The sequence below is a fragment of the Streptomyces sp. NPDC060366 genome (assembly GCF_042725135.1).
Classification (GTDB): Bacteria; Actinomycetota; Actinomycetes; order Streptomycetales; family Streptomycetaceae; genus Streptomyces.
On the sequence record NZ_JBHXDC010000020.1, the window covers coordinates 116,160 to 131,962 of the forward strand.

The following is a 15,803-nucleotide window of genomic DNA, read 5'->3' on the forward strand; positions in this document are numbered from 1 at the left end:
AATGGGACTCGAAGAGAAGCTGCCGAGCGGTTTTCTGCTGACCACTGTCGAACAGGCCGCGGGCTGGGTGCGGAAGTCGTCCGTCTTCCCGGCGACGTTCGGCCTCGCCTGCTGCGCCATCGAGATGATGACGACGGGCGCCGGCCGGTACGACCTGGCCCGGTTCGGCATGGAGGTCTTCCGCGGTTCGCCGCGCCAGGCGGACCTGATGATCGTGGCAGGACGGGTGAGCCAGAAGATGGCGCCCGTCCTGAGGCAGGTCTACGACCAGATGCCGAATCCCAAGTGGGTCATCTCCATGGGGGTTTGCGCGTCGTCCGGCGGGATGTTCAACAACTACGCGATCGTCCAGGGCGTCGACCACGTCGTCCCTGTCGACATCTACCTGCCGGGCTGCCCGCCGCGTCCGGAAATGCTGATGGACGCCATCCTCAAGCTCCACGAGAAGATCCAGGGCTCCAAGCTCGGGGTCAACGCGGAGGAGGCCGCCCGCGAGGCGGAGGAAGCGGCGCTCAAGGCACTGCCGACGATCGAGATGAAGGGGCTGCTGCGGTGAGTGACGAGCAGCGATCCGGGGGTTCTCCGGAAGACGAGCGGACGGGCGCGAGCGTTCCGTCGGCGCGCGGTCAGTCAGCCGAGGTCATCGGCGTACGCAAGGGCATGTTCGGCGCCAACAACGGCGGTGACACCAGCGGTTACGGCGGCCTCGTCAGGACCGTCAGCCTGCCGGGTGCCTCCAGCCGCCCGTACGGCGGCCGCGACGGTGTCTTCGACGAGATCGCCGACGAACTCGAAGGCGCGCTGGAGGAGCAGGGACTGCTCCCGGCGAACGCCATCGAGAAGACCGTCGTCGACAGGGGTGAGATCACCTTCCACATCGCCCGCGAGCATCTGGTCCAGGTGGCCAGGACCCTGCGCGACGACCCGGCGCTCCGCTTCGAGCTCTGTACGGGTGTCTCCGGCGTCCACTTCCTGGGCGACACGGGCCGTGAGCTGCACGCCGTCTACCACCTGCGCTCACTGACGCACGGACGGCTGATCCGCCTCGAGGTCTCCGCACCGGACAGCGACCCGCACGTGCCGTCCCTGGTCGAGGTCTATCCGACCAACGACTGGCACGAGCGTGAGACGTACGACTTCTTCGGCCTGATCTTCGACGGCCACCCCGCCCTCACCCGGATCATGATGCCGGACGACTGGCAGGGCTTCCCGCAGCGCAAGGACTATCCCCTCGGCGGCATCGCCGTCGAGTACAAGGGCGCCCAGATCCCGGCTCCGGACCAGCGGAGGTCGTACTCATGACCACCCCACACGCAACTCCCCGTGCCACCACCGAGGGCACCGTCTACACCGTCACCGGTGGTGACTGGGACGAGGTCGTCGAGACCGCGGCCAAGTCGGACGACGAGCGCATCATCGTCAACATGGGTCCCCAGCACCCGTCGACGCACGGTGTGCTCCGGCTGATCCTGGAGATCGAGGGCGAGACCGTCACCGAGGCCCGCTGCGGCATCGGCTATCTGCACACCGGTATCGAGAAGAACCTCGAATTCCGCAACTGGACGCAGGGCACCACCTTCGTCACGCGCATGGACTACCTGACGTCGTTCTTCAACGAGACGGCGTACTGCCGGGCCGTGGAGACGCTGCTGGGCATCGAGGACGACATCCCGGACCGGGCGAACATCATCCGCGTCCTGCTGATGGAGCTGAACCGGCTCTCCTCGCACCTGGTCTGCATCGCCACCGGCGGTATGGAACTCGGCGCGACCACGATCATGATCTACGGATTCCGCGATCGTGAACTGATTCTCGATGCCTACGAGCTGATCACCGGCCTGCGCATGAACCACGCGTACATCCGGCCCGGCGGCCTCGCCCAGGACCTTCCCCCGGGCGCCGTCGACCATCTGCGCGAGCTGCTGAAGACCCTGCGCAAGAACCTGCCGGAGTACGACAAGCTCGCCACCGGCAACCCGATCTTCAAGGCCCGTATGCAGGACGTCGGCTATCTCGACCTGGCCGGCTGCATGGCGCTCGGCGCCACGGGACCGATCCTGCGCTCGGCGGGGCTGCCGCACGACCTGCGCAAGACAGACCCGTACTGCGGTTACGAGACGTACGAATTCGACATCCCGACCGCCGAGACCTGCGACGCCTACGGCCGCTTCCTCATCCGGCTGGAAGAGATGCGCCAGTCGCTGCGGATCGTCGAGCAGTGCCTGGACCGCCTGGAGCCGGGCCCGGTCATGGTCGGCGACAAGAAGATCGCCTGGCCCGCGCAGCTCGCGCTCGGCCCGGACGGCCTCGGCAACTCGCTCGACCACATCAAGAACATCATGGGCACGTCCATGGAGGCTCTGATCCATCACTTCAAGCTGGTGACGGAGGGCTTCCGGGTACCGCCCGGCCAGGCGTACGCCGCCGTCGAGTCGCCCAAGGGCGAACTCGGCGTGCACGTCGTCTCCGACGGGGGCACCCGCCCCTACCGGGTCCACTTCCGCGACCCGTCCTTCACCAATCTCCAGTCCATGGCGGCCATGTGTGAGGGCGGCCAGGTCGCCGACGTCATCGTCGCCGTCGCGTCCATCGACCCCGTGATGGGAGGCGTCGACCGGTGACCACCACACCGAATTCCGAGGTCAGCCTCGGAATGCCCCAACTCCCCGCCCCCGACTACCCGGCCGATGTGCGCGCCCGGCTGGAGACGGACGCCAAGGAGGTGATCGCCCGCTACCCCGACAGCCGCTCGGCCCTGCTGCCGCTGCTGCACCTCACCCAGTCCGAGGACGGGTACGTCACCCGCACCGGCGTCCGGTTCTGCGCCGAGATGCTGGGGCTGACCACCGCCGAGGTGACCGCGGTCTCCACCTTCTACTCGATGTACCGGCGCAAGCCGTCCGGCGACTACCAGGTCGGCGTCTGCACCAACACGCTGTGCGCGGTGATGGGCGGCGACGCCATCTTCGACGAGCTGAAGCAGCACCTGGGCGTCGGCAACAACGAGACCACCGAGGACGGCAAGGTCACGCTGGAGCACATCGAGTGCAACGCGGCCTGCGACTTCGCCCCCGTGGTGATGGTCAACTGGGAGTTCTTCGACAACCAGACCGTCGAATCGGCGAAGCAGCTCGTGGACGACCTGCTGGCCGGTGAGCAGGTCACCCCGACACGCGGCGCGCCCCTGTGCACGTACAAGGAGACCGCGCGGATCCTGGCGGGCTTCCCCGACGAGCGCCCCGGCGCCGTCGACGCCACCGGTGGCGCGGGCCCCGCCTCGCTGATCGGCCTGAAGCTCGCCAAGGGCGAGGCGGTCCCGGCCCGTGCGCCGCGTCCGCGCGACGGAGCGGCGCCGAAGGACACACCCCAGCCCGGTTCCGAGCACCTCAGCTCGCACGACGCGCCGCAGAAGACCGCGCCGTCCGACCCCGCGAACCCCACGGGCCCGGTAGCCGAGGAGGGGAAGTGATGACCACAGCACCCGAGATGAACGACACCGGCCCGGAGAAGCTTCTCTCTCCGGTCCTGTCCGCGTTCTGGGACCAGCCCGACGCGTGGACGCTGGAGACCTACCGGCGGCACGAGGGGTACGAGGGCCTGCGCAAGGCGCTCGCCATGACGCCCGACGACCTCATCGCGTACGTGAAGGACTCCGGTCTGCGCGGCAGGGGCGGCGCGGGCTTCCCCACCGGCATGAAGTGGCAGTTCATTCCGCAGGGCGACGGCAAACCGCACTATCTCGTCGTCAACGCCGACGAGTCGGAGCCCGGCACCTGCAAGGACATCCCCCTTCTCTTCGCCAACCCGCACTCCCTCATCGAGGGAATGATCATCGCCTGCTACGCGATCCGCTCGCAGCACGCCTTCATCTATCTGCGCGGCGAGGTCGTGCCCGTGCTGCGCAGGCTGCACGAGGCGGTACGTGAGGCCTACGAGGCGGGCTACCTCGGCAAGGACATCCTCGGCAGCGGGATCGACCTCGACATCACCGTGCACGCGGGGGCCGGCGCGTACATCTGCGGCGAGGAGACCGCGCTGCTGGACTCGCTGGAGGGACGGCGCGGACAGCCCCGCCTCCGCCCGCCGTTCCCGGCGGTCGCGGGTCTCTACGCGTGCCCCACAGTGGTGAACAACGTCGAATCCATCGCCTCTGTTCCCGCGATCCTCAACCGCGGCAAGGACTGGTTCAAGTCGATGGGCAGCGAGAAGTCCGCGGGCTTCACGCTCTACTCGCTCAGCGGCCATGTCACCAGCCCCGGCCAGTACGAGGCCCCGCTCGGCATCACGCTGCGCCAACTGCTCGACATGGGCGGCGGCATGCGGCCCGGCCACCGGCTCAAGTTCTGGACGCCGGGCGGATCGTCGACCCCGATGTTCACCGACGAGCACCTGGACGTCCCCCTCGACTACGAGGGCGTCGGCGCCGCCGGCTCCATGCTCGGCACCAAGGCGCTCCAGTGCTTCGACGAGACCACCTGTGTGGTGCGTGCCGTCACCCGCTGGACCGAGTTCTACGCCCACGAGTCCTGCGGCAAGTGCACCCCGTGCCGTGAAGGCACCTACTGGCTGGTGCAGTTGCTTCGCGACATCGAGGCGGGCAAGGGCGTCCTGTCGGACCTCGACAAGCTGAACGACATCGCCGACAACATCAACGGCAAGTCGTTCTGCGCCCTCGGCGACGGCGCCGCCGCGCCGATCTTCTCCTCGCTCAAGTACTTCCGCGAGGAGTACGAGCAGCACATCACCGGCAAGGGCTGCCCCTTCGACCCGGCGAAGTCCACCCTGTGGGCCGACCGAAACGCGCACCTGGAGGTGAACGCATGACAGTCACCACGTCTGCCCCCTCCGGCGGCGGCGAGGCGGCGGTCCCGCCCGAAGACCTCGTCTCGCTGACGATCGACGGCATCGAGATCTCGGTCCCCAAGGGGACCTTGGTGATCCGCGCCGCCGAACTCCTCGGCATCGAGATCCCCCGCTTCTGCGACCACCCGCTCCTCGACCCGGCCGGCGCCTGCCGGCAGTGCATCGTCGAGGTCGAGGGCCAGCGCAAGCCGATGGCCTCCTGCACCATCACCTGCACCGACGGCATGGTCGTCAAGTCGCAGATCACCTCGCCGGTCGCCGAGAAGGCCCAGCGCGGTGTGATGGAGCTGCTGCTCATCAACCACCCGCTGGACTGTCCGGTCTGCGACAAGGGCGGCGAGTGCCCGCTGCAGAACCAGGCCATGAGCGCCGGCCAGTCCGACACCCGGTTCGAGGGCAAGAAGCGGACCTTCGAGAAGCCCGTACCGATCTCCACCCAGGTGCTTCTCGACCGCGAGCGGTGCGTGCTCTGCGCGCGCTGCACCCGCTTCTCCAACCAGGTCGCCGGCGACCCGGTGATCGAGTTCCTGGAGCGCGGCGCGCTCCAGCAGGTCGGCATCGGTGTGGGCGACCCCTTCGAGTCGTACTTCTCCGGCAACACCATCCAGATCTGCCCGGTCGGCGCGCTGACCTCGGCGGCGTACCGCTTCCGCTCCCGCCCGTTCGACCTGGTCTCCTCGCCGAGCGTGTGCGAGCACTGCGCGGGCGGCTGCGCCACCCGTACCGACCACCGGCGCGGCAAGGTCATGCGGCGCATGGCCGCCGACGACCCCGAGGTCAACGAGGAGTGGATCTGCGACAAGGGCCGGTTCGGCTTCCGCTACTCGCAGCGGCCCGACCGGCTCACCACGCCGCTCGTACGGGGCGAGGACGGCGAGCTGGCACCGGCGAGCTGGCCGGAGGCACTTGAGGCCGCCGCGAACGGTCTCGCCGCCGCGCGCGGCCGGGCCGCCGTCCTGACCGGCGGCCGGCTGACCGTCGAGGACTCCTACGCGTACGCCAAGTTCGCCCGGGTCGCGCTCGACACCAACGACATCGACTTCCGCGCGCGCGTACACAGCGCCGAGGAGGCCGAGTTCCTCGCCGCCCATGTCGCCGGCCACGGCCTCGACCTGGACGGCAAGGGGGTCACCAACACGACGCTGGAGAAGGCCCCGGCCGTCCTGCTCGTCGGGTTCGAGTCCGAGGAGGAGGCGCCCGGCGTCTTCCTGAGGATGCGCAAGGCCCACCGCAAGCACGGGCAGCGCAGCTTCTCCCTCGCCACGCACGCAACCCCCGGTCTCAGGAAGGCGGGCGGCACCCTGCTGCCGGCCGCGCCCGGCACCGAGACCGAATGGCTCGACGCGCTCGCCTCGCAGACCGGCCTCGAAGGCGCGGGCACCCGCGCTGCCGACGCCCTGCGCGAGAGCGGCGCGGTGATCGTCGTCGGCGAACGGCTCGCGGCCGTCCCCGGCGGGCTCACCGCCGCCGCCAGGGCCGCCACCGCGACCGGCGCCCGGCTCGTCTGGGTCCCGCGCAGGGCCGGTGAGCGCGGTGCGGTCGAGGCCGGCGCGCTGCCGACACTGCTGCCCGGCGGCCGTCCCGCCACGGACCCGCGGGCCCGTGAGGAGACCGCCGAGGTCTGGCGCGTACGCGAACTGCCGCACCGCCACGGCCGCGACACCGGCCAGATCGTCGAGGCCGCCGCGACCGGCGAACTCGGCGCGCTGGTCGTCGCGGGCGTGGAGGTCGCCGACCTGCCGGACCCGGCACGCGCACGTGAGGCGCTCGCGGCCGCCGGCTTCGTCGTGTCGCTGGAACTGCGTCCCAGCGAGGTCACCGACCACGCCGACGTCGTCTTCCCGGTCGCCGCGGTCGCCGAGAAGGGCGGCACCTTCCTCAACTGGGAAGGCAGGGCACGGCCGTTCGAGGCGGCGCTCAAGCCGGAGCAGATGACGCGCAGGCTGGCCACGGACGACGCGCGGGTGCTGCACATGCTCGCCGACGCCATGGACATCCCCTTCGCGCTGCCGAACCTGAAGGCCGTACGCACCGAGATGGACCGGCTCGGCAACTGGGACGGCCCGCACGCCGAACCGCCCGTCGAGTCCTCGCGTCCGCTGCCCCGTCCGGGCGCGGGCGAGGCACTGCTCGCCGGTCACCGGCTGCTGCTCGACCAGGGCCGGCTCCAGGACGGCGACGAGGCCCTGGCGGGCACCCGCCACGCGGCCGTCGCCCGGCTCTCCGCCACCACGGCGGCCGAGACGGGCGTCAAGGACGGCGACGTCCTCGCCGTCACCGGCCCCGCGGGCACCGTCGAACTGCCGCTCAGCGTCACCGAGATGCCCGACAAGGTCGTCTGGCTGCCGCTGAACTCGACGGGCGGCGGTGTCCTCGCCGACACCGGGTCCCGCCCCGGCACGCTTGTCCGGATCGGCGCCGCCGAGGCACAGGCCCCGGCCGGCGCCCCGGAGTCCGACGCACCGGAGGTGCGCGCATGACCGCCCTCGACCGACTCGGCGCGGCCCCCGCGCAGAGCGTCCTCGCCGCCGAGGACCTCTCGATGTTCGGCACCGACCCCTGGTGGCTGGTGGCCCTCAAGGCCGTCTTCTGCTTCGCGTTCCTGATGGTGACCGTGCTGGTCGCCATCGTCTGGGAACGCAAGGTCGTCGCCTGGATGCAGCTGCGCATCGGGCCCAACCGGCACGGCCCCTGGGGCATGCTCCAGTCGCTCGCCGACGGCATCAAGCTGATGCTGAAGGAAGACGTCGTCGTCAAGCGGGCCGACAAGGTCGTCTACGTCCTGGCGCCGATCATCGCGGCGGTGCCCGCCTTCATGGCGATCGCCGTGATCCCCTTCGGCCCCGCGGGCAACGAGGTCTCGATCTTCGGCCACCGCACGACGATGCAGCTGACCGACCTGCCGATCGCGATGCTCTACATCCTCGCGGTCGCCTCGGTCGGCATCTACGGCATCGTCCTGGCCGGCTGGTCGTCCGGATCGACGTACCCGCTGCTCGGCGGCCTGCGCTCGTGCGCGCAGATGATCTCGTACGAGATCGCCATGGGCGCGGCCTTCGCCTCGGTGTTCCTCTACTCCGGGACGATGTCGACCTCGGCGATCGTCGAGGCGCAGGCCGACCGGTGGTACATCATCCTGCTGCCGGTCTCCTTCATCATCTACATCGTGACGATGGTCGGCGAGACCAACCGCGCGCCGTTCGACATGCCCGAGTCCGAGGGCGACCTGGTCGGCGGCTTCAACACCGAGTACTCGTCGATCAAGTTCGCGCTGTTCATGCTGGCCGAGTACGTCAACATGGTCACCGTCTCCGCCGTGTCCGCCACGCTCTTCCTGGGCGGCTGGCGGGCCCCGTACCCCATCTCCACGTTCTGGGAGGGTGCGAACCACGGCTGGTGGCCGATGCTCTGGTTCATCATCAAGGTCCAACTGCTGCTGTTCTTCTTCATCTGGCTGCGCGGCACGCTGCCGCGCGTGCGCTACGACCAGCTGATGAAGCTCGGCTGGAAGGTCCTGATCCCGGTCTCGGTCGTCTGGCTAATGCTGGTGGCGACGGTGCGTGCCCTGCGGAACGAGAACTACGACTTCCAGGACATCGTTCTCTACGTCGCATCGGCCGTCATCGCGATCCTGCTGCTCTCCTTCGTCGCCGACATCTTCCGCGACAAGAAGGAGAAGGCCGCGGCCGCGGCCGAACCACCACCGCCCGCGTTCGATCCGATGGCCGGTGGCTTCCCGGTGCCTCCGCTGCCGGGGCAGACCCTGCCGCCCGTACCGCGCCGACGCTCACGCGGTGAGCGCGAACTGGTTGTCAGTGGCGGACCCAATACTGAGAGTGACGCGAGTGACGGAAAGGAGGCTGACGGTGCCTGACAACGCTTCCAAAGGTTCGAAGGGGGACGACCCCGGCGCGCGCCGGCTGAATCCGGTCGCCGGCTTCGGCGTGACCTTCAAGGCCATGTTCAAGAAGCGGCTGACCGAGCAGTATCCGGAGACGGAGAAGGTGACGGCGCCGCGCTTCCACGGCCGCCATCAGCTGAACCGTCATCCGGACGGCCTGGAGAAGTGCATCGGCTGCGAGCTGTGCGCCTGGGCCTGCCCGGCGGACGCGATCTATGTGGAAGGCGCGGACAACACCGAGGAGGAGCGCTACTCCCCGGGTGAGCGTTACGGCCGCGTCTACCAGATCAACTACGCCCGCTGCATCCTCTGCGGACTGTGCATCGAGGCGTGCCCCACCCGCGCGCTCACGATGACCAACGAGTTCGAGCTGGCCGACAGTTCGCGCGAGAGCCTCATCTACACCAAGGAGCAGCTCCTCGCCGGCCTGGAGGAGGGCATGGTCGAATCACCGCATTCGATCTTCCCCGGCACGGACGAACAGGACTACTACCGGGGCCTGGTGACCGAGGCCGCTCCCGGCACGGTCAAGCAGGTCGCCTTCACCAAGGGCGAGCGCCCGCAGGAAGGCGCCTCCGACTTCGGCGAGGACGAACCGGCCTCGAAGAAGGTGATCGGCGGATGAACACGCTCGCCGCTTCCCTCACCTCGACCGGCGAAGCCGTCCAGTTCTGGATCCTCGGCACCGTCGCCGTGATCGGCGCGCTCTGCACCATCCTGATGAGGCGGGCCGTGCACAGCGCGCTCTGTCTCGCCGGGACCATGATCATCCTGGCGGTCTTCTACCTGGCCAACGGGGCCTACTTCCTGGGCATCGTGCAGATCGTCGTCTACACCGGCGCGATCATGATGCTGTTCCTCTTCGTGGTCATGCTCGTCGGCGTCACCGCCGCCGACTCCCTCACGGAGACGATCAAGGGCCAGCGCTGGTGGGCCGCCCTCTGCGGCCTCGGCTTCGGCGTCCTGCTGATCGCCGGCATCGGCAACGCGTCGCTGACGGCCTCCACCGGACTCGGCGTCGCCAACGCCGGGGGCAACGTCGAGGGCCTCGCCGCCCTCATCTTCACGAAGTACGTGTTCGCCTTCGAGATCACCGGCGCCCTGCTGATCACGGCCTCCGTCGGCGCGATGGTGCTCACGCACCGCGAGCGCACCGAACGGGCCCTGACCCAGCGCGAGATGTCCGAGCAGCGGATCCGGAGCAAGCACCTGCCGCCGCTGCCCGCACCCGGCGTCTACGCCAGGCACAACGCGGTGGACATCGCCGGACTGCTGCCCGACGGCACCACGTCCGAGCTGACCGTCAGCCAGACGCTCAAGGACCGCGGCCAGATCCGGGACGTCTCCGGTGAGGCCATCGCCGATCTCAGGGCGCTGGAACAGCGTTCGACGGAGCGCCTCGGCCGCGAGGAGCTGCGGGACCGCGAGGACCGCGAGGAGGGCGTCACCAAATGAATACGGTCAACTACCTCTATCTCGCCGCCCTGCTGTTCACCATCGGTGCGGTCGGAGTGCTGATCCGGCGCAATGCGATCGTCGTCTTCATGTGCGTCGAGCTGATGCTCAACGCCTGCAACCTCGCGTTCGTCACCTTCTCCCGGATGCACGGCAATCTGGACGGCCAGATCATCGCCTTCTTCACGATGGTCGTCGCCGCGGCGGAAGTCGTCGTCGGGCTCGCGATCATCGTGTCGCTGTTCCGTTCGCGCCACTCGGCCTCGGTCGACGACGCCAGCCTGATGAAGCTCTGAGGGGTCGCTGAATCGTGGAGAATCTGATTGCGCTGCTCATCGCGGCGCCCCTGCTCGGAGCAGGTCTTCTGCTGTGCGGCGGGCGACGCCTCGACCGGGTGGGACATGTACTCGGCACGCTGCTGGCGGCCGCCTCCTTCGTGATCGGCGTGGTGCTCTTCGCCGACATGCTGGGCAGGAGCGGCGATGACCGCACCCTGCACCAGCACCTGTTCAGCTGGGTGCCCGTCGAGAGCTTCCAGGCGGACATCGCCTTCCAGCTCGACCAGTTGTCGATGACGTTCGTCCTGCTGATCACCGGCGTCGGCACCCTGATCCACATCTACTCCATCGGGTACATGGAGCACGACGAGCGGCGCCGCCGCTTCTTCGGCTATCTGAACCTGTTCCTCGCCGCGATGCTGCTGCTCGTCCTCGCGGACAACTACCTCCTGCTGTACTTCGGCTGGGAGGGCGTCGGCCTCGCGTCGTACCTGCTCATCGGTTTCTGGCAGCACAAGCCCAGCGCGGCGACGGCGGCCAAGAAGGCGTTCCTCGTCAACCGCGTCGGCGACATGGGCCTGTCGATCGCGATCATGCTGATGTTCACCACCTTCGGCACGTTCGCCTTCGGACCCGTCCTGGAGTCCACCGGTGAGGCGAGCAGCGGCACGGTGACGGGCATCGGCCTGATGCTGCTGCTGGCCGCCTGCGGCAAGTCGGCGCAGGTGCCGCTCCAGTCCTGGCTCGGCGACGCGATGGAGGGCCCGACCCCGGTCTCGGCCCTCATCCACGCGGCGACGATGGTGACGGCGGGCGTGTATCTGATCACCCGGTCCGGCGCGATCTTCAACGCGTCGCCGGACGCCCAGCTGGTGGTCGTGATCGTCGGAGCGGTCACGCTCCTGTTCGGTGCGATCGTCGGTTGCGCCAAGGACGACATCAAGAAGGCCCTCGCGGGCTCGACGATGTCCCAGATCGGCTACATGATCCTGGCCGCGGGCCTCGGCCCCATCGGCTACGTCTTCGCGATCATGCACCTGGTGACGCACGGCTTCTTCAAGGCGGGGCTGTTCCTCGGCGCCGGCTCGGTCATGCACGGCATGAACGACGAGGTCGACATGCGGAAGTACGGGGGCCTGCGCAAGTACATGCCGGTCACCTTCGTCACCTTCGGCCTCGGCTACCTCGCGATCATCGGCTTCCCGGGTCTCTCCGGCTTCTGGTCGAAGGACAAGATCATCGAGGCGGCGTTCGCCAAGGGAGGCACCGAGGGCTGGATCCTCGGCGCCGTCACCCTGCTGGGCGCGGCCCTCACGGCGTACTACATGACGCGCGTGATGCTGATGACCTTCTTCGGTGAGAAGCGCTGGCAGCCCGACGCGGACGGCAACGAGCCGAAGCCGCACGAGTCGCCCAAGTCGATGACGATCCCGATGATCGTCCTCGCCTTCGGTTCGGTCTTCGCGGGCGGTCTCTTCTCGCTCAACGAGTCGTTCGTGAAGTGGCTGGAGCCGGTCACCCAGTTCGAGCACGGCCACCCGCCGATCAGCGCGGCGGCCGTCACGGCGTCCACGGTCGTGGTGCTGCTCATCGGTGTCGGCGTCGCGTATCTCCAGTACGGCCGCAAGCCGGTGCCGGTCACCGCGCCGCGCGGCTCGCTGCTCACCCGCGCCGCCCGCCGCGATCTCCTCCAGGACGACTTCAACCATGTGGTCCTGGTCCGCGGCGGCGAGCACCTCACCCGCTCGCTCGTCTACGTCGACCACACCCTGGTCGACGGTGTCGTCAACGGCACCGCGGCGTCGGTCGGCGGGCTCTCCGGCCGGCTGCGCAAGCTGCAGAACGGCTACGCCCGCTCCTACGCGGTCTCGATGTTCGGAGGTACGGCAGTGCTCATCGCCGCGACCCTGCTGATGAGGGCGGTGTAATCAGATGTCGTTCCCCCTTCTGACGGCGACGGCGGCCGTCCCGGCGATCGGCGCGATCGTCACGGCGGCCGTCCCGGCCGCCAGGCGCACCGCGGCCAAGTGGATCGCGCTGACCTTCTCGCTCGCCACGCTCGTGCTGGCGGTGATCGCGCTGGTCCGCTTCGAGCCCGGCGGCGACCGCTACCAGCTCACCGAGTCCCATGCCTGGATCTCCGACTTCGGGGTCAGGTACGAACTGGGCGTCGACGGCATCGGCGTGTCGCTCCTGGCACTCACCGCGCTGCTGATCCCCTTCGTGATCCTCGCGGGCTGGCACGACGCCGACCCGCTGGAGACCAAGAGTTCCCGCTGGCGGCCGACGCAGGGCTTCTTCGCCCTGATCCTGATGGTCGAGGCGATGGTGATCCTCTCCTTCGAGGCCACCGACGTCTTCCTCTTCTACATCCTGTTCGAAGCCATGCTCATCCCGGTGTACTTCCTCATCGGCGGCTTCGGGGACCGGGCCCACGCGGGCGGCGACGAGGCCGGAGCCACCCAGCGGTCGTACGCGGCCGTGAAGTTCCTCCTCTACAACCTGGCCGGCGGCCTGATCATGCTCGCCGCCGTCATCGGTCTGTTCGTGTCGGCGGGGACCTTCTCGCTGACCGAGATCGCCGAGGCCAGGGCCAACGGCACGCTGGACATGTCGACGGGCATGGAGAGGTGGCTCTTCCTGGGCTTCTTCTTCGCCTTCGCCGTCAAGGCGCCGCTGTGGCCGGTGCACACCTGGCTGCCGAACGCCATGGGCGAGGCCACCGCGCCCGTCGCCGTCCTGATCACCGCGGTGGTCGACAAGGTCGGCACGTTCGCGATGCTGCGCTTCTGCCTCCAGCTCTTCCCGGAGGCGTCCAAGTGGGCGACCCCCGTGGTGCTGGTGCTGGCGCTGATCAGCATCGTGTACGGGGCGCTGCTCGCGGTCGGCCAGCGAGACATCAAGCGGCTGATCGCGTACGCGTCGATCTCGCACTTCGGCTTCATCATCATGGGCATCTTCGCGATGACCAGCCAGGGCCAGTCGGGCGCGACGCTCTACATGATCAACCACGGGATCTCGACCGCGGCGCTGCTGCTGGTCGCGGGCTTCCTGATCTCGCGGCGCGGTTCGCGGCTCATCTCCGACTACGGCGGGGTGCAGAAGGTCGCGCCGGTTCTGGCCGGCACGTTCCTGATCGGTGGTCTCGCGACGCTCTCGCTGCCGGGGCTCGCCCCGTTCGTGAGCGAATTCCTGGTCCTGGTCGGCACGTTCAGCGTGTACCCGGTGATCGGGATCATCGCGACCGTCGGCATCGTGCTCGCCGCGCTGTACGTCCTGGTCCTCTACCAGCGCACGATGACGGGCCCGGTGAACGAGTCGGTCCGCGACATGCCGGACCTGAAGCTCCGTGAGCTGGCGGTCGTCACCCCGCTGATCGCGCTCCTTCTCTTCCTGGGCGTCTACCCGAAGCCGCTGACCGACATCGTGAATCCGGCGGTGGAACACACCATGAGTGACGTACACAAGACCGACCCCAAGCCCGAGGTGGAGGCAGCCCCGTGAGTGCGACAGCTGTCCACAGCCTGTGGACAACGACGGCGGCCCAGGGGATCGACAAGATCCAGGCCCCCAAGATCGAATACGCACAACTGGCCCCCGTGCTGATCGTGCTGGGCGCCGCCGTCGTGGGCATCCTCCTCGAGGCCTTCGTCCCGAGGAAGGGGCGGTACTACGCGCAGCTCTTCCTCTCGGTCGTCGCCCTGGCCGCCGCGTTCGCCGCGGTGGTCGCCCTCGCGGCGGGCGGATACGGCAGTACCAAGGCGCATCTCGCCGCCATGGGCGCGATCGCCGTGGACGGCCCCGCGCTGTTCCTCCAGGGCGTCATCCTGCTCACGGCGATCGTGGCCGTGTTCACCTTCGCCGAGCGCAGGCTCGACCCGGCGAGCCACGGCAACCGGATCGACTCGTTCGCCGCCCAGGGCGCCTCGGTGCCCGGCAGCGAGAGCGAGAAGGCGGCCGTCAAGGCCGGGTTCACCACCACCGAGGTCTTCCCGATCGCGCTGTTCGCGGTGGCCGGCATGCTGGTCTTCCCGGCGGCCAACGACCTGCTGACGCTCTTCATCGCGCTCGAGGTCTTCTCCCTCCCGCTCTACCTCCTGTGCGCGCTGGCCCGCCGCAAGCGGCTGATGTCGCAGGAGGCCGCGGTGAAGTACTTCCTGCTCGGCGCCTTCTCCTCCGCGTTCCTGCTCTTCGGTGTCGCACTGCTGTACGGCTACGCGGGCTCGGTGTCGTACGCGCGCATCGCCGCCGTCGTGGACGGCTCGGTCGCCACCGTCGACCCGGTCCTCGCGGAGACCATGGGCAACGACGCGCTGCTGCTCATCGGCGGCGCGATGATCCTGATGGGCCTGCTCTTCAAGGTCGGCGCGGTGCCGTTCCACATGTGGACCCCGGACGTCTACCAGGGCGCGCCCACGCCGATCACCGGCTTCATGGCCGCCGCGACGAAGGTGGCGGCGTTCGGCGCGCTGCTGCGGCTGCTCTACGTGGTGCTGCCCGGCCTGCGCTGGGACTGGCGCCCGGTGATGTTCGGTGTCGCGATCGTCACCATGCTCTTCGGTGCGATCGTCGCCATCACCCAGACCGACATCAAGCGCCTCCTGGCGTACTCGTCGATCGCGCACGCGGGCTTCATCCTGGCCGGTGTCATCGCCATGACGGACCAGGGCATCTCCTCCGTCCTCTTCTATCTGGCGGCGTACTCCTTCGTCACGGTCGGCGCGTTCGCGGTCGTCACACTGGTGCGCGACGCGGGCGGCGAGGCGACGCATCTGTCCAAGTGGGCGGGGCTGGGGCGGCGTTCGCCACTGGTGGCCGCGGTCTTCGCGGTCTTCCTGCTGGCCTTCGCCGGTATCCCGCTGACCTCGGGCTTCTCGGGTAAGTTCGCCGTCTTCAAGGCGGCGGCCGACGGGGGCGCCGGGGCGCTGGTCGTGGTCGGTGTCATCTCGTCGGCGATCGCCGCGTTCTTCTACATCCGGGTCATCGTGCTCATGTTCTTCAGCGAGCCGAAGGCGGACGGCCCCACGGTCGCCGTGCCCTCGCCGCTGACGATGACCACGATCGGGGTGGGCGTCGCCGTCACGGTGGTCCTGGGCGTCGCGCCCCAGTACTTCCTGGACCTGGCGAGCCAGGCGGGCGTCTTCGTCCGATAGCCCGTAAGGACCTGTCTCAGGCGCCTACGCGCCTCGGGGGGCCCCCCCCCCCCCGGGGGGCCCCCCCGGGGGTTACACGCTCCCGCGCGCCGGGATAAGGTGTCCCGGGGCGGGGGCGGGGGGGGGCGCAGCGCGCCCGCCCCGCCCCCCGCC

At 69.0% G+C, this 15,803-nt stretch carries 13 protein-coding genes; all 13 read left to right on the plus strand.

All coding sequences use genetic code 11. The annotated features are described in order from the left end of the window. Nucleotide 1: 1 nt before the first annotated feature. The 13 genes from ACFWHU_RS32995 to nuoN are packed head-to-tail and all read left to right on the plus strand — an operon-like array spanning nucleotide 2 to nucleotide 15,650. A complete protein-coding gene (locus ACFWHU_RS32995) occupies nucleotides 2–556 on the plus strand; it encodes an NADH-quinone oxidoreductase subunit B family protein (RefSeq protein WP_078075626.1) in 555 nt (184 codons plus the stop codon). Further along, on the plus strand, nucleotides 553–1,302 hold the full coding sequence (locus tag ACFWHU_RS33000; protein WP_387229462.1) for an NADH-quinone oxidoreductase subunit C: 750 nt from the start codon (nucleotides 553–555) through the stop codon (nucleotides 1,300–1,302). Before ACFWHU_RS32995 ends, ACFWHU_RS33000 begins: the two co-directional genes overlap by 4 nt. Continuing rightward, a complete protein-coding gene (locus ACFWHU_RS33005; protein ID WP_242572718.1) occupies nucleotides 1,299–2,621 on the plus strand; it encodes an NADH-quinone oxidoreductase subunit D in 1,323 nt (440 codons plus the stop codon). The genes ACFWHU_RS33000 and ACFWHU_RS33005 overlap by 4 nt, the downstream gene beginning before the upstream one ends. A 32-nt stretch (nucleotides 2,622–2,653) precedes the next feature. Further along, a complete protein-coding gene (gene nuoE / locus ACFWHU_RS33010) occupies nucleotides 2,654–3,469 on the plus strand; it encodes an NADH-quinone oxidoreductase subunit NuoE (RefSeq protein WP_385803616.1) in 816 nt (271 codons plus the stop codon). After that, a complete protein-coding gene (gene nuoF / locus ACFWHU_RS33015; protein WP_385803565.1) occupies nucleotides 3,469–4,824 on the plus strand; it encodes an NADH-quinone oxidoreductase subunit NuoF in 1,356 nt (451 codons plus the stop codon). The genes nuoE and nuoF overlap by 1 nt, the downstream gene beginning before the upstream one ends. Beyond that, nucleotides 4,821–7,343 carry an NADH-quinone oxidoreductase subunit G gene (locus ACFWHU_RS33020; RefSeq protein ID WP_387229467.1) on the plus strand — a complete coding sequence of 841 codons (2,523 nt, stop codon included), beginning with the start codon at nucleotides 4,821–4,823 and terminating at the stop codon, nucleotides 7,341–7,343. The genes nuoF and ACFWHU_RS33020 overlap by 4 nt, the downstream gene beginning before the upstream one ends. Beyond that, nucleotides 7,340–8,737, plus strand: coding sequence for an NADH-quinone oxidoreductase subunit NuoH (gene nuoH / locus ACFWHU_RS33025; RefSeq protein WP_385803561.1), 1,398 nt, complete (start codon nucleotides 7,340–7,342; stop codon nucleotides 8,735–8,737). The genes ACFWHU_RS33020 and nuoH overlap by 4 nt, the downstream gene beginning before the upstream one ends. Further along, a complete protein-coding gene (gene nuoI / locus ACFWHU_RS33030) occupies nucleotides 8,730–9,389 on the plus strand; it encodes an NADH-quinone oxidoreductase subunit NuoI (RefSeq protein WP_147874412.1) in 660 nt (219 codons plus the stop codon). The genes nuoH and nuoI overlap by 8 nt, the downstream gene beginning before the upstream one ends. After that, on the plus strand, nucleotides 9,386–10,219 hold the full coding sequence (locus ACFWHU_RS33035) for an NADH-quinone oxidoreductase subunit J (RefSeq protein WP_381795093.1): 834 nt from the start codon (nucleotides 9,386–9,388) through the stop codon (nucleotides 10,217–10,219). Before nuoI ends, ACFWHU_RS33035 begins: the two co-directional genes overlap by 4 nt. Next, the gene (nuoK, locus tag ACFWHU_RS33040) at nucleotides 10,216–10,515 is read left to right on the plus strand and encodes an NADH-quinone oxidoreductase subunit NuoK (protein WP_078075618.1); all 300 of its coding nucleotides are present in this window, start codon (nucleotides 10,216–10,218) and stop codon (nucleotides 10,513–10,515) included. Before ACFWHU_RS33035 ends, nuoK begins: the two co-directional genes overlap by 4 nt. A 14-nt stretch (nucleotides 10,516–10,529) precedes the next feature. Continuing rightward, complete coding sequence (nuoL, locus tag ACFWHU_RS33045) at nucleotides 10,530–12,425, plus strand: NADH-quinone oxidoreductase subunit L (RefSeq protein ID WP_385803558.1); 1,896 nt, start codon at nucleotides 10,530–10,532, stop codon at nucleotides 12,423–12,425. A gap of 4 nt (nucleotides 12,426–12,429) precedes the next feature. Next, nucleotides 12,430–14,001: an NADH-quinone oxidoreductase subunit M gene (locus tag ACFWHU_RS33050; RefSeq protein WP_385803556.1), complete on the plus strand. Its 1,572-nt coding sequence runs from the start codon at nucleotides 12,430–12,432 to the stop codon at nucleotides 13,999–14,001. Further along, nucleotides 13,998–15,650, plus strand: a complete 1,653-nt coding sequence (gene nuoN, locus ACFWHU_RS33055) for an NADH-quinone oxidoreductase subunit NuoN (RefSeq protein ID WP_385803555.1) — start codon at nucleotides 13,998–14,000, stop codon at nucleotides 15,648–15,650. The genes ACFWHU_RS33050 and nuoN overlap by 4 nt, the downstream gene beginning before the upstream one ends. Nucleotides 15,651–15,803: the final 153 nt, after the last annotated feature.